Origin of the sequence: Rhodococcus gordoniae, from assembly GCF_001646655.1 — a bacterium.
Taxonomy (GTDB): Bacteria; Actinomycetota; Actinomycetes; order Mycobacteriales; family Mycobacteriaceae; genus Rhodococcus; species Rhodococcus gordoniae.
The window spans coordinates 74302-88582 of the sequence record NZ_LPZN01000017.1; the positions used below are offsets into that span (position 1 = coordinate 74302).

Annotated in this window: 9 protein-coding genes and 1 pseudogene; 7 read left to right on the forward strand and 3 right to left on the reverse strand. The window is 65.9% G+C overall.

From position 1 onward, the window contains the following. The first annotated feature begins 701 nt into the window (after positions 1–701). From A8G18_RS09630 to A8G18_RS09655, 7 genes and pseudogenes are all read left to right on the forward strand, one after another. Positions 702–2339 carry a sigma-54-dependent Fis family transcriptional regulator gene (locus A8G18_RS09630; RefSeq protein ID WP_064063697.1) on the forward strand — a complete coding sequence of 546 codons (1638 nt, stop codon included), beginning with the start codon at positions 702–704 and terminating at the stop codon, positions 2337–2339. A gap of 97 nt (positions 2340–2436) precedes the next feature. Beyond that, on the forward strand, positions 2437–3936 hold the full coding sequence (locus A8G18_RS09635; RefSeq protein ID WP_064063698.1) for an aldehyde dehydrogenase family protein: 1500 nt from the start codon (positions 2437–2439) through the stop codon (positions 3934–3936). Between the two features lie 35 nt (positions 3937–3971). Further along, complete coding sequence (locus A8G18_RS09640; protein ID WP_016934781.1) at positions 3972–5084, forward strand: NDMA-dependent alcohol dehydrogenase; 1113 nt, start codon at positions 3972–3974, stop codon at positions 5082–5084. Positions 5085–5606: 522 nt separating this feature from the next. Continuing rightward, positions 5607–5753: pseudogene (locus A8G18_RS23345) on the forward strand (3-oxoacyl-ACP reductase); the annotation flags it as partial. Between the two features lie 399 nt (positions 5754–6152). Continuing rightward, on the forward strand, positions 6153–7481 hold the full coding sequence (locus A8G18_RS09645) for an MFS transporter (protein ID WP_064063699.1): 1329 nt from the start codon (positions 6153–6155) through the stop codon (positions 7479–7481). A gap of 243 nt (positions 7482–7724) precedes the next feature. Further along, complete coding sequence (locus A8G18_RS09650; RefSeq protein WP_041804383.1) at positions 7725–8411, forward strand: GntR family transcriptional regulator; 687 nt, start codon at positions 7725–7727, stop codon at positions 8409–8411. Positions 8412–8682: 271 nt separating this feature from the next. Next, positions 8683–10182, forward strand: a complete 1500-nt coding sequence (locus tag A8G18_RS09655; protein WP_064063700.1) for a flavin-containing monooxygenase — start codon at positions 8683–8685, stop codon at positions 10180–10182. Between the two features lie 294 nt (positions 10183–10476). Here A8G18_RS09655 and A8G18_RS09660 read toward each other — a convergent pair whose 3' ends face one another. Genes A8G18_RS09660 through A8G18_RS09670 form a run of 3 tightly spaced genes read right to left on the reverse strand, consistent with a single transcriptional unit; the run spans position 10477 to position 14221 of the window. Beyond that, complete coding sequence (locus A8G18_RS09660) at positions 10477–11322, reverse strand: F510_1955 family glycosylhydrolase (protein WP_064063701.1); 846 nt, start codon at positions 11320–11322, stop codon at positions 10477–10479. A gap of 43 nt (positions 11323–11365) precedes the next feature. Then, entirely contained in the window at positions 11366–13519 is a 2154-nt protein-coding gene (locus A8G18_RS09665; protein ID WP_425337695.1) for a heavy metal translocating P-type ATPase, read from the reverse strand. A gap of 48 nt (positions 13520–13567) precedes the next feature. Beyond that, on the reverse strand, positions 13568–14221 hold the full coding sequence (locus A8G18_RS09670; protein ID WP_064063702.1) for a DUF305 domain-containing protein: 654 nt from the start codon (positions 14219–14221) through the stop codon (positions 13568–13570). Between the last annotated feature and the right edge of the window lie 60 nt (positions 14222–14281).

The following is a 14281-nucleotide window of genomic DNA, read 5'->3' on the forward strand; positions in this document are numbered from 1 at the left end:
TGGACATCACCCCGACCCTGAACCACGACGGCACTACGCGCGGATCGACATGGCCCACCCTGGCAACTGCGCGGAAGGAAGCGGCGGGTCGGCGCACCCGAACCCGGGTAGGAATCACGAAGACCGGCCGTGCAGCAGCCCTCCCGCGAGATCCAGGTTTGTGTGTCCGCTCAGCCAGGCACCGAAGACCTCTCTCGTTCAACGAATGTGATACCGGCGAAACGCGATCCAAGATCGATTCGGAATCATCACCCAGTTGATCCCGAACGTCCGGCGCTCCACTTGCCGGACACCTCGGCCCGCAACGTGAACGAACGCACCGCGTTCGCGGCGGTCGGTGCGCCTTCCCCCTCCTCGGCGAGTGGGGCACCGACATGGCCACCGTTCCCCGCACCGTTCGCTTCAACTGTTCAGAATCCGGACAGTTGCCGAAACCCGGGGTCGACCACTATTACCTGCATCACATCTGTGTGGGTACGTTGGAGGGGTCGGCGTGGGCCGCTTCCTTCTGCATCGGACCGGAGCGCGGAGAGGACACGCGATGACGAATGGGCGACGCCGACCGATTCGACCACACATCTGTCGGTCCGGACGTCCGGTCGGCGGACTCCCGGTGACGGTAATCAGCAGGATTTGCAGACTCGGTACCTCGCGCTGTCACCAGAACCGGTCGGCCGGAGGCAACTGGAAGGAGAACGGCGATGCACACCTTGCGCCCGGAGATCGAACTGTCCTGGAAGCGCTCGCAGCTCAGCGGTATCGATCCGGCACGAGTGCCCGAGCCCACTCTTCTCGACCCGTCGGATTCGGCTGGGCGGTTGTTACGGGCCGCCCGACCGGTGCTCGACGACCTCCGGGTACAACTGGCAGGTACGGAATGTGGGATCCTCCTCGTCGACCGTAACTGCTGCGTCGTCTCGCGGATGTTCGACTCGGACGCCATGAGATCCGCAATGGAGGATGTCGGGGTACTACCAGGCGTCGCACTGTCCGAAGAGACATATGGCACGAACGCGCTGGGCACCCCACTCGAAGTACGTCAAGGCCTCATCGTTCACGGCGACGAGCATTTCCTCGAACCGTTCAGGCAATTCAGTTGTTACGGTCACCCGATCGTGCATCCGGTCACGCGCAGAATCGAAGGCATCCTCGACATCACTTCGACCGAGAAGACGGCCAATCCCCTCTTCGTGCCTTTCCTCGCACGAGCCGTCCGGGACATCGAGGCACGTCTGCTCGAGGGGGCACGCGAGTCGGATCGCCGCGTGGTCGACGCATTCCAGATCGCAGCCCGCCAACGCGGCGTGGCCGTGGCGGCCATGGGACAAGACGTCATGCTCACCAACAAGGCCGCCGTCGAACTACTCGAACCGGGTGATCATGTGGCGCTGCGCGCACTTGTGGAGGACGTGCCGCCCGGAGAGTCGCGCACACTCGACTTCGCGCTCTCCAGCGGTGGATACACCGAGCTTCGCATCAGTCGTGTGGCCGGCACCGAAAGCGGTGCACTGTTCCTTCTCGATGTCGACGAGACCCGAGCGCCCGTACGTCGACGGGCTACGGTGCAGGACGCGACCTCTCGGTTGAGATCCCGCCTGACCGAATTGCGTTCCAGTACCGGCTCGATTGTGATTTTCGGCGAGGCAGGAAGCGGGCGGAGTTGGGCTGCACGAGAGTGTGCGGCGGATCCGATGTGGGCCATCGACGCCGCCCACGTGGTGGCCGAAGGCGAGAGTAAGTGGTCTGCGAGGCTGCTCGAGCACGTCGAGACAGGACCCGAGCACGTCCTGATCGAACACGTCGACCTTGCCCCTGATTCCATCCTCGCGCTGCTGGCGTCTCTCGCTTCACGCGTTGACGGACCGAGATTCGTGTTCACCGCCGATCCCGCCGACACCGTCCGCCCCGCCGCCCGGGAGCTGTTCGCCCGTTGCGGCGCGCACGTGACGGTGCCGGCTCTACGACAGCGGATCCGTGAACTTCCGGCGCTCGTCGCTGCGCTTTCGACCGAGCTCGGACGTTCGGAGATTCGTTTGGGGCCCAGTGCATTGGCAGCACTGTCGGAACACACGTGGCCGGGCAATCTCGTCGAACTACGCGCAGTCCTCAGCGCCATTTCCGACAAGGAAGGCGCGATGATCCGGGTCGAGGACCTGCCCGAACCGTATCGGGCACCTGCTCGGGTGGCTCGTCTGGGCGGCCGCGAACGCGCCGAGCGGGAAGCGATCATCGAAGCATTGCAGGAAAGCGGCGGTAACAAGGTGCATGCGTCCGCCCTCCTCGGCATCAGCCGCACAACGCTGTACAGCCGGATCCGGGCTCTCGACATCAAGATGTGACCGATTGCTGTCCAATGCTTGAACAGTTCCGCCACCTCTTCGGGAGGCACGATGAACGTGTTCCACATCATATGCATCACCCCCAGGAGGTTGTGGCATGACAGGTGTTGCCGAGCAGTCGGTTTCAGCGAAAGTTCGTGATTTCCTCGCCGGTACCAAATTGCTGTACATCGACGGCCGCTTCGTCGATGCAGCATCCGGTCGCACGTTCGTCACGTACGATCCCGCCACGGGCGAGCATCTCGCCGACGTCGCCCACGGTGAAGCCGCCGACATCGACCGCGCCGTCCGGGCCGCACGCCGCGCATTCGACGAGGGACCGTGGGCCTCGATGAAGCCGAACGAACGTGAGCGTCTCATCTGGCGGGTCGGCGATCTGCTCACCGAGCGAGCTGCCGATTTCGGCCAGCTCGAGGCTCTCGACAACGGCAAATCCGCTGCGATCGCATCGGCTGTCGACACCGCGTGGGCAGCCGACGTCTTCCGGTACTACGCCGGCTGGGCCACCAAGATCGAGGGCAGTACGGTCAACGTCTCCATGCCGTTCGCGCCGGGCGGTCAGTTTCACGCTTACACGCTGAGGGAGCCGGTCGGAGTCTGCGGGCTGATCGTACCGTGGAACTTTCCCCTGCTGATGGCGTCGTGGAAGCTCGCACCCGCTCTCGCAGCCGGCAACACTGTGATCCTCAAACCCGCCGAACAGACACCGCTGACCGCACTGATGCTCGCCGAAATCTTCGAGGAGGCAGGCTTCCCGCCCGGCGTGGTCAACGTGGTACCCGGCTTCGGTGACGCAGGGGCCGCGCTGTCAGCGCACGAAGACGTCGACAAAATCGCCTTCACAGGCTCCACCGAGGTCGGAAAGAAGATCGTCGACGCGGCCCGAGGCAACCTCAAGAAGGTCACCCTCGAACTCGGCGGTAAGAGCCCGAATATCGTCTTCGCCGACGCCGATTTCGATGCAGCCGTGCAAGGCTCACTCAACGCATGGCTCTTCAACCACGGCCAGTGCTGCGTCGCCGGCACCCGCCTGTACGTCGAGAACACCATCTTCGAACGTTTCACCCAAGCAGTCGCCGAGGCCGCGAGCAAAGTCAAGATCGGTCCGGGTCTCGACCCCACGACCGAACTCGGTCCGCTCGTGTCGCAGGAACAACTCGACCGGGTCACCGGCTACCTGCGCGACGGGCTCGCGGACGGCGCGCGGGCCCTGACAGGTGGTCGGCGCTGGGGCGAGACCGGATACTTCGTCGAGCCCACCGTCTTGGTCGACGTGAAGCCGGAGTTCAGCGTCGTGCGGGAGGAGATCTTCGGGCCGGTCGTCGCCGCGATGCCGTTCGATGCCGATGACGGCATCGTCACCGCCGCCAACAGCTCGATCTACGGCTTGGCTGCCGGCATCTGGACCCGTGACATCTCGAAGGCACACTGCACCGCGCGTCTTCTGAAGGCCGGATCGGTATGGATCAACCAGTACAACGGCTTCGATACGGCCATGCCGTTCGGTGGCTACAAGCAGTCCGGCTGGGGTCGCGAACTCGGTGGGGCCGCCATCGACCTCTACACCCAGACCAAAGCCGTCAACGTCGCGCTCTGACATCCCCGTACCCCGCACTCAACAGGAGAGCACATATGAAGACCAAGGCTGCTGTTCTACTCGAGGCCGGAAAGCCCTTCGAGATCATGGAACTCGACCTGGACGGCCCCGGGCCCGGCGAGGTACTCATCAAGTACACCGCGGCGGGACTGTGCCATTCCGATCTGCACCTGACCGACGGCGACCTCCCGCCGCGCTATCCCATCGTCGGCGGCCACGAGGGCTCGGGCATCATCGAGGAAGTCGGACCCGGTGTCACGAAGGTCAAGCCCGGCGATCACGTGGTGTGCAGTTTCATCCCCAACTGCGGGACCTGCCGATACTGCGCCACCGGCCGACAGAACCTGTGCGATATGGGCGCCACGATCCTGGAGGGATCGATGCCCGATGGAAGCTTCAGATTCCGCTCCGGTGAGTTGGAATTCGGCGCCATGTGCATGCTCGGGACATTTTCGGAGCGGGCCACGATATCCCAGCACTCGGTCGTCAAGGTGGACGACTGGCTGCCCCTCGAGACCGCGGTTCTCGTCGGCTGCGGCGTCCCCTCGGGATGGGGGACCGCTGTGTACGCCGGCGGTGTCCGGGCCGGTGACATCGTTGTCGTCTACGGCATCGGCGGTCTCGGTATCAACGCGGTGCAGGGTGCGGTGCAAGCCGGAGCACGGTACGTGGTCGTGGTCGATCCACTCCCCTTCAAACGGGAAACCGCGCTGAAATTCGGGGCCACCCATGCCTTCGCCACTGCAGAGGAAGCCGCAGCGAAGGTGAACGAGCTGAGTTGGGGCCAAGGCGCGGACCAGGCGCTGATCCTGGTAGGTACGGTCGACGAAGAGGTGGTCGCGGCTGCGACCGCCGTGATCGGTAAGGGCGGCACCGTCGTCATTACCGGCTTGGCCGATCCGACCAAACTGACCGTGCACGTGTCCGGCGCCGATCTGACGCTGAACGAGAAGACAATCAAGGGGACGCTGTTCGGGTCGGCCAACCCGCAATACGACATCGTCCGACTGCTGCGTATGTACGACCAGGGCGAGTTGAAGCTCGACGAACTCGTCACGACACGCTACTCACTCGAAGAAGTCAACAAGGGGTACGAGGATCTGCGCGCCGGCAGGAACATTCGCGGCGTCATCGTGCACGAGCGGTAGCGGACCTGCCCACCCGCACGCACGTGCGGGACCCTCTGCCCCGGCACACCGGTGATCTCACCGGCAGGCCGGGGCGGAGGTATCTTCGCAGCAACCGTGCTCATTTCGCCCCATGACGGGAGTCAGGTTGTCTTCGCGGCCGATTACTTCCAGTACGCCCGATACTCGACGGTCGCCTTCGCAAGCCCGTGAGTGTGACTGAGGGTCTCGACGATCGAGCGCGTGGTGTGGCCAGGCAACCGATGGGGGTGCAGGCTCACACCGAGATTCGTCGACATCGAAGCCGATTCCCACACAGTGCGCTTCGTCCGGCGAGGGTCGTGTTGCCTGATCTACCTCACGGAGAACGACCAACGCGCGAGCTGCCCGCGCCGGACACCGGCCGATCGCCACGTGCACCTTCTCCGACATTTCACTGACACCCGAATCTGCGCAGAGGCCGGGGCCGGCTTGTCCATCCCAGGACAGTACCCGGCTCACACGGTCGGATCCGGGGTAATCATCTTTCTGGTAGCGCTGACAATCCTCACCCGTTCCCGAAGCCTGGCGCCGATAAGACGTATGGACCGACCCGACGAAGTCGCCGAGCTGATCGCCTGGCTGTCGTCGAACGGTCCGAGCTTCTCCACCGGTGCCGTGTACGACGCGAGCGGTGGGCGCGCATCGTACCGACACTCTTCCTCGCACCCCGGGTCGAAGCACCGTCGTGCGCAATCGGGACAGGGGACCCGGTCCGCGACGGGCGTCTGCGACGCACCTGCCGGAACAAGAGACGGCGTTGCCTTCTTGTATCCAAGATGTATTCTTGGCTGGTGGAGGAACGCGGGACTCCAGGACCTACCGAACGACACACAGGACGACCATTCGTAAGCATGTCGCGCCTCCCTGCCACGAGCGCAGCGTCGCGAACCCGACGGAGTTGCGAGCGATCGATTCTCCACGCACACAGTTGCTCTCGCAGAGAGAACGACACTACGCATAAAGACGTCGAGAGGTCCGTGCGCCCCAGCACGTCACTCCGGAAACCATGCCGCCTCAGCGAGCACCCGAAAGGACCACGCAGTGCCGATGCCTCCCCACGGGGTGACGCAAGTCAAGCTGATCACCGCGCAGTTGTTCTCCGGAGCCGGAATCGCATCCGGCTACGCCGTCGGTGGCCTGCTCGCCGAACAGATCACGGGGCGGACCGCGATGGCCGGATTCGCGCAGATGAGCGTCATCCTCGGTGCCGGGTTGATCGCCTACCCTTTGGCGGCGCTCGCGGCACGTACCGGACGACGCAAAGCCCTGACCCTGGGGTTCGGGATCGGCACCCTCGGCGCCTCGGTTGTGCTCGCGGGCGTGGCGATGGGGTTCCTGCCACTGTTCATGCTGGGAATGATGATGTGCGGATCGGCGACTGCAGCCGGGCTGCAGGCGCGGTACGCCGCTGTCGACGTCGCCGGTCCTGCGGCGACCGGACGGGCGATGTCCCTGGTGGTATGGGCAACGACCATCGGGTCCGTGCTGGGTCCGAACTTCACCGGCCCCGGCGCACATCTGGGCGAAGCGCTCGGAATGCACCCGCTGGCAGGGCCCTACCTGATCTCGATGGCCGCCTTCGCCCTTGCAGCTCTGGTCGCATCGACCCTGACGAGCGCGCCCCGCGCAAGCACCATGCAGTCGACCCGGACCGTCAAGGACGACGACGGAGCCCACGACGGTGCTGCAGTCGGCGACACGACCGTCGATACACCGCCGCTCGGCCTCATGGATGCACTGCGTTTCGTTGTGGCTCAGCCGATTCCGCTGTTTGCGATCGTCACGATCGTCACCGGTCAGATGATGATGACGAACGTGATGGTGATGACACCGGTGCACATGCATCACCAGGAATTCGACCTCGGAGCCATCGGTCTCGTAGTGAGCATTCACATTGCCGGGATGTACGCGCTCTCACCGATCTTCGGATGGATGTCCGACCGCTGGGGGCCGGGAACCGTGATCGCGTCCGGGGTCGCCGTCTTCATCGCGACGATCACGCTCGGCGTCCTCGACGCCCTGGCCCCGGTGTCATCGATGCCGTTGTTGACCACCGCGCTACTGCTCCTCGGCGTGGGATGGTCGATGTTTCTCATCGGCGGCTCGGCGTTGCTGACGGCTTCGGTGCCGCACCATGCGAGGGTCACGCTGCAGGGCGTCTCCGACTCCGCGATGAACCTGGGCGGAGCACTGATGGCTGCCATGGCCGGCACAGTGTTGGCGGCAGGCGGCTTCCTGTGGATCAACCTCATGGCTACCGCAGTTCTGCTCATCACTCTGGCATTCGCGGTCAGAGCGGTGCCGCTGATGACGTGGCCCGGCCGAGCAACACCATCCGCCCCGGACGACCACCACCTCGAAGGTGCAGAGCGGTGAACCTCCTTCCCCACAGAGCGGCAACCATCCGCACACCTTCGCTGGGCATCGAGCCCGGCCGAGGAAGCGGCATCAGAAGAACACCACGCACATGATCTGCGCTGCCCTACCGGCCTCGCGAGCGCGGCCTCCGTGGAATCCGTTCCCAGCACATGCATCGCCGAGTCGGATGGTTCCGATCGCTACGCTCGACAGTCCCAGATGAATCCGTCTCGGATTCGAGTCGAGGACGAGGAGACGACGATGACCGCCGGCCCGAACGAGAGCCCCAGTGCCTCCGAGCGTGCCTATCAGGTGATCCGCGATCACATCCTCGACGGCACCCACGCCCCCGGCACCATGCTCGGTGAGAACACGCTGGCGGCCGATCTCGGGGTGAGCCGTACACCTGTGCGTGTCGCACTTGCGCGCCTTCAGGACGAGGGGTGGATCTCCATCTACCCCAAACGTGGTGCCTTGGTGCAGGGAATGAGCGAGCGGACCGTCGCAGAACTCGCCGACGCCCGGTTCGTCCTCGAGACGACGGCGGTGGATCGAGCCTCCGGTGAATTGCGTCAGCGCCTGGCAGAACGCCTCGAACATTCCATCGACGAGCAACGCGCTGCCTTCGCCGGCAAGGACGTTCGTCGATTCATCGACCTCACACTCCGGTTCCACCGCGGGTTCGTGGAGGCAGGAGGCAACAGCGTCCTGCTCGAGCTCTACGACCAGCTTTCCGACCGGCACCGGTTCGTGCTCTTCGCATCGGGTGAGCACTTGCTCACGCGCTGCGCCGACATCATCGCCGAACATGTCACACTCGTCGAACACCTCCGAGCGGGCAACGCAGCCGAGTTCGCAAGAACGCTACGCGGTCACATCGCAGAGAACGCCCCGGCAGCGGCGGTCGGCCGAGACATGATCGAGTTCACCCCCTCCATCCACCAGTAGAAATGCGGGAAGCCGCAGCTCGACACGGCCGACCGGTGCGCTCCGGGGCCTGAAGAGGCAGGACCGGGCGGCAACCGATTCGATATTTCGAACAGGTATTCCGTTGGATCGGCACCTTCGACCCGCCGGCCCGGGCTCGCATGCACCCCGAACACGATCACCGAATCCCTCGGATCGGACCGTAGCCGTCCAGCGGGGCCGGAACGTAGTGGACTCCGGTCGAAAGACACCCGATTTTGACTGATCAACACTAATCTTGAACACTGTTCAAGTGATCGACACCGAAGTACTCATCGTCGGTGGCGGCCTTGCCGGACTCGGCGCCGCCCACTACCTCACCCGCCGCGGACGGACAGTCCACGTCCTCGAACGCAGCAGCGGCCCCGGTGGCACCTGGCTCGAGAACACCTATCCCGGTTGCGAGTGCGATATCCACCCCGCCCTGTACTCCTACTCGTTCACGCGACTCCCCGGCTGGATCAGCGGACGGGCCGATCATCACCAGATACTCCGCCACAGCCGACTCCTCGCAGACCGGATACACCGATCCGCGCGCGTCGACTACGACACCGAGGTCACCGACTGCCACTGGAACGACACCGACGCGCGGTGGCACGTCCACACCCGCTCCGGAACACTCCACCGCGCCCGCTTCCTCGTCCTGGCGACCGGCGCACTGAACGTCCCGCGCATCCCACGCCTACCCGGCTCCTTCGCCGGTCCGGTCCTGCACACCGCCCGCTGGAACCACGACCTCGACCTGCGTGGCGCCCGCGTCGGCGTCATCGGCACCGGCGCCAGTGCCGCCCAACTCGTCCCCGCCCTCATCGACCACGCCGGCCGGGTCACGGTGTTTCAACGCACCCCCGCCTGGGTCCTGCCCCGAGCGCGTACCCGGGTGCCGCTGCCCTACCGTGCACGCCGGACCGTCGAATATTGGCGCAACGAGACACTCCTCCCCGCCCTGACCGGCTCGAAACGTCGCCGCGCCGCCCTCGAGGCGCGGGCTCTGCGTCACCTCCACGCCCAGATAGCCGACCCCGTCCTGCGTCGAGCGCTGACGCCCTCGTACCGGATCGGCTGCAAACGCATCATCTTCTCCGACACGCTCTACCCCGCCCTGTGCCACCCCACCACCACCCTCGTGACGTCACCCCTCACAGAACTCGCAGCAGACGCCGTCCGCACCGCAGACGGCCGGCGGCACGAGATCGACGTGCTCGTCCACGCCACCGGATTCCACGTCTCCGCCGCTTTGATGCGATTGCCCATCCACGGCCGAAACGGGGTCAGCCTGCAAGAGGTCTGGGCTCGTGACGGTGTCACAGCGCACTTGGGCACCACCGTGGCCGGTATACCCAACGCGTTCATTCTCGGAGGACCGAACACCGGAGTGGGACACACCTCGGTGCTCTTCATGCTCGAAAGCCAACTCCGTTACGTCGCTGCCGCACTCGATGAAACCGACCGCACCGGTGCCGATGCACTCGTCGTACGTGAACAAGCACAACACCGATCCACCACACGCATCCACCACGACTCGGCTGCAACGACCTGGACCCGAGGCGGCTGCCGCAGTTGGTATCTCGACCGTGAAGGAATCAACCGCTCCCTGTGGCCGGGAGCCACCTGGCGTTACCGGTTGCACACCCGCGCATTCGATCTCCACAACTACACATCGATCCGGGCGTCCACAGGGGGCAGCGACGGCATCGAACAAGCCGAGCCCGGTCGCCAGAGGGATGAGAACGGCTCCGCAGCCGGAAACTGACCTCACCTTCCTTGCTCACGAGCTGCCCGCAACAGACTGTCCGTGCGGTCTCACCGACCGGTCGGACCGCGGCGGCCGGACACCCCTGATCGACCTCGAGGTACCCGCGGCCGTTGCCGGTCGGGCCCGGAGCACGAGTGGCCGGATACAGGCACTCGAGCGCGGCCTGCTCGTTGCAGGAAATGCCCACGGGCACGGAGCGCCCGCCGAGACCGAGGGTTGCTGATGACGGCATCCCTCGGCATGCCCGGTGCGCCGTCCGCGGTGAACCTTCGTCCGGACCCGACCCGGAAGTCATTCGAGGGTGAAGAGCTGTTGCGCGGTGGCGGCGTAGGCGGTGTCGACATCGACGGCCAGCAACGCTTCGACCGGACCGACCACTGCTTTCTGTTCCCATGTTCGGCCGGTGTCGCTGCGCCAGGCGACACCTTCGGCGTCGACACCCCATAGGGATCCGTCGCCGGCGGCAGAGAGCAGCATCAGTCTCGGCGCATCGGGAACGGCGGTGAAAGTGCGGGCGGAATCCGAACTGTGCTGCAACCCGTCGACGGTGGCCGCCCAGACGCCATCGTCGGTGACGGCCAGGGCTGCGGCGACCAGGGGGGCTCCGGAACTCCAGGTGACGCCGGCGTCGGTGGACACCAGCAGTCCGGTGGTGCCGTCGAAACCGACGAGCACCTCTCCGTCGGTGGCCAGAGCGTGGAAGTCCACTTCTCCGACAAGGGATTTCGGTGTCCAGATGTGACCTCCGTCGGTGCTGTCGATCAGCCCGAGCGGGTTCGGAGCGGAACTCGATGGTCCGGGATGTCCGGAGGCGAAGAGTCGATCGGTGCCCGGCACCCCGGTCAGTCCCATGAAGTCGTCGTCGGAGGTACCGATCCGGGTGGTGCGCCCGTCGACGCCGAGGGTGACCAGACCGGTGTGGGTGCCGGCCAGGATCGTGCCGTCGGCCCCACGGTGCAGCCCGTGCAGGTGGTCGAGGGCGGGGGTCAACGTCACCGCGGGCACCTCCGACACCGGAACAGTCCCCGATCGTGTCGGTGTCGTAGCGGGCTGCTGAGTCGAGCATCCGACGAGCACGGTCAGAGCGGCGACGGCGGTGAGCGCACCCCGGTAGGGGCGCGCGAACGATTTCCACATGGAGACAGAGAGACTTTCTCGAAGGGGGTGGGTGCCGCGCCGGTCAGGTGCGGGTCAGGTGGGCGGGGTCGAGGTCGAGGCGGCGCAGTAGCTGGGCGTTGAGGGCGACGACGATGGTCGAGACCGACATGAGCACCGCAGCCACCGCCGGGGAGAGCGCAACACCGGCGAAGGCGAGCACGCCGGCGGCCAGGGGCACGGCGATGATGTTGTAGCCGGTCGCCCACACCAGGTTCTGCCACATCTTCCGGTAGCTGGCGTGGGAGAGCTCGATGATCGACAGCACCGCCCGCGGATCGTTCGCCGCCAGCACCACCCCGGCGGATTCGATCGCGACATCGGTGCCGGCACCGATCGCCACCCCCACGTCGGCCCGGGCCAGGGCCGGGGCGTCGTTGACACCGTCACCGACCATGGCGACCGTGTGTCCACGCTGTTGGAGTTCGGTGACCTTCGCGTCCTTGTGTTCGGGCAGCACCTCGGCGAACACCTCGTCGATGCCGAGATCGGCCGCCACGGTGTCGGCGACCTGCCGGGCATCGCCGGTGATCATCGCGACCTTGACTCCGCGGGCGTGCAGGGCGTCGATCGCCTGGCGGGACTCCTCGCGGACGGCGTCCTCGAGTGCGACTGCACCGAGCACCCGATCATCTTCGGCGATATGCAGCACCGAGGCTCCGCGCCGTACCCATCCCTCGGTGACCGCGGTGACGTCGGCGGGTACCGACAGCGCCAGGTCGGTGAGCATGGCGGGGCCGCCGACGGTCACCGCAGTGCCGTCGACGAGCGCCCGCACACCGCGGCCGGGCAGGGACCGGAAGTCGGTGGCGGTGAGCCGCTCGTTTGTCGGGACGCGGGTGTCCGCTGCGTCCACGATCGCGCGTGCGACGGGATGTTCGCTGTCGGCTTCGACCGCGGCGGCGCGGGCCAGCAGATACGACTCGCCGATTCCGTGGGCGGTCGTGACATCGGTGACCTGGTGCCGCCCCTGGGTGAGGGTGCCGGTCTTGTCGAACAGGACCACCTCGACGGTGCGCATGCGTTCGAGCGAGAGCCGGTCCTTGACCAGCACACCGGCTTCGGCGGCGCGTTCGGTGGAGATCGCGATCACCAGCGGGATCGCCAGTCCCAGGGCGTGGGGGCAGGCGATGACCAGCACGGTGACCGTCCGCACCACCGCTTCGTCGATGTTGCCGAGCAGCGCCCACACCGCGAAGGTGAGCAGGCCGGCGATCGCGGCGAAGTAGAACAGAAACGCTGCGGCCTTGTCCGCCAGCGCCTGCGCACGCGACGACGACGCCTGGGCATCGGCGACCATGCGTCGGATGCCGGCCAGGGCGGTGTCCTCACCGAGGGCGGTGATCCGCACGCGCAGGGCGCTGTCGGTGGCGACGGTGCCGGCGACGACGGTGTCACCGCTTCCGCGGGTGACGGTCTTCGATTCGCCGGTGATCATCGATTCGTCGACCTCGGCACGTCCGTCGATGACGGTGCCGTCGGCGGGCACCCGGGCCCCGGCTCGCACGAGCACTACGTCGTCGAGTGCCAAGTCCGCCAGTGACACTTCCTCGGTGCCGTCGTCGGTGATCTTCTCGGCGGTGTCGGGCAGCATCGCCGCCAGCGCGTCGAGTGCGCCCGACGCCGACCCGAGAGCGCGCATCTCGAGCCAGTGCCCGAGCAGCATGATCACGATCAGCAGCGCCAGCTCCCACCAGAAGTCCAGGTCGAAACCGCCGAGGCCGAGGGTGGTGATCCACGAGGCGAGGAAGGCGACGCTGATGGCCATCGCGATCAGCAGCATCATCCCCGGTCGGCGCGAGCGCAGTTCGGCCCAGCCGCCGGTGAGGAACGGGGTGCCGCCGTAGACGAAGATCACCGTGCCCAGTACCGGCGGAATCCACATGGCCCCGGGAAAGTCCGGCATGGTGTAGCCGAGCAGCTCGGCGACCATATGGCTGAACCCCACGACCGGTAGCGACAGGACCAGTGACACCCAGAAGCGTCGTCGGAACATCTCTCCGTGCGCGCCGTGTCCGGCGTGCCGATCGTGCCCGGTGTGCTCACCCTGCCCGACGTGGGCGAGGTACTCGCCGTGCACGTCGTGCTCGTCGGGGGTCGGACTCTGAACGCTGGCGCCGTGCTCGTGCCGGGCGGGCGCCGGGCCGGGGTGGGGGTATCCCTGGTCCGGGTGCGACATCGAAAGCCTCCTGGGATGGCGGGCCGAGAGAAAACCGGGCGGGGCCGGTTACAGGGTGGTCAGCAGCTCACGCATGGTGTCGATCTCCTGCTGCTGAGTGTCGACGATGGTGCGGGCCATGACCACCGCATCGGGGAACTGCCCGTCCTCGATCTCGGTCTGTGCCATGTCGACGGCGCCTTCGTGGTGGGCGATCATCTGCTCGAGGAACAAGCGGGCCGCGTCGATGCCCTGCGCATCCGCCAACGCCTGCATGTCCTCCTCGCTCATCATCCCTTCCATCTGCATTCCCTCCATACCGTCCATGTCCTCGTTCATGTCCATGCCCGGCATGTCGTTGTTGCTGGTCTCGGGCATTTCGGTGGGTTCACCCCACTGTTCGAGCCAGGACTCGAGCTGTTCGATTTCCGGTCCCTGCGCGGCCTTGATCTGCTCGGCCAGCGCGATGACCTCGGCAGGGATGTTCTCCTTGGCGAGGAGCATGTCGCTCATCTCGATGGCCTGGCTGTGGTGCGGGATCATCATCTGCGCGAACATCACATCGGCGTCGTTGTGAGCCGCAGCCTGTTCTGCGGGCGTGCTTGCCGAGGCCGGCGCGGTCGAGGTCGCGACGGTGGTGCCGGTGTCGGAGTCACTGCAGGCAGCGGCGGTGAACACCACTGCCAGGGCCATGGCGCCGGCGGCAAGGGGCCTCTTGTTCATCAGGGTGTGTTCCTTTCTCGAACGAGTACAGGCATCGTGATGGGACGGTTCGGTACCGCC

Bases quoted from the DNA above. Each gene is read 5' to 3' on its own strand.
- A8G18_RS09630 (WP_064063697.1), top strand. From the start codon at position 702: ATGCACACCTTGCGCCCGGAGATCGAACTGTCCTGGAAGCGCTCGCAG.
- A8G18_RS09635 (WP_064063698.1), top strand. From the start codon at position 2,437: ATGACAGGTGTTGCCGAGCAGTCGGTTTCAGCGAAAGTTCGTGATTTC.
- A8G18_RS09640 (WP_016934781.1), top strand. From the start codon at position 3,972: ATGAAGACCAAGGCTGCTGTTCTACTCGAGGCCGGAAAGCCCTTCGAG.
- A8G18_RS09645 (WP_064063699.1), top strand. From the start codon at position 6,153: ATGCCTCCCCACGGGGTGACGCAAGTCAAGCTGATCACCGCGCAGTTG.
- A8G18_RS09650 (WP_041804383.1), top strand. From the start codon at position 7,725: ATGACCGCCGGCCCGAACGAGAGCCCCAGTGCCTCCGAGCGTGCCTAT.
- A8G18_RS09660 (WP_064063701.1), bottom strand. From the start codon at position 11,322: ATGTGGAAATCGTTCGCGCGCCCCTACCGGGGTGCGCTCACCGCCGTC.
- A8G18_RS09665 (WP_425337695.1), bottom strand. From the start codon at position 13,519: ATGTCGCACCCGGACCAGGGATACCCCCACCCCGGCCCGGCGCCCGCC.
- A8G18_RS09670 (WP_064063702.1), bottom strand. From the start codon at position 14,221: ATGAACAAGAGGCCCCTTGCCGCCGGCGCCATGGCCCTGGCAGTGGTG.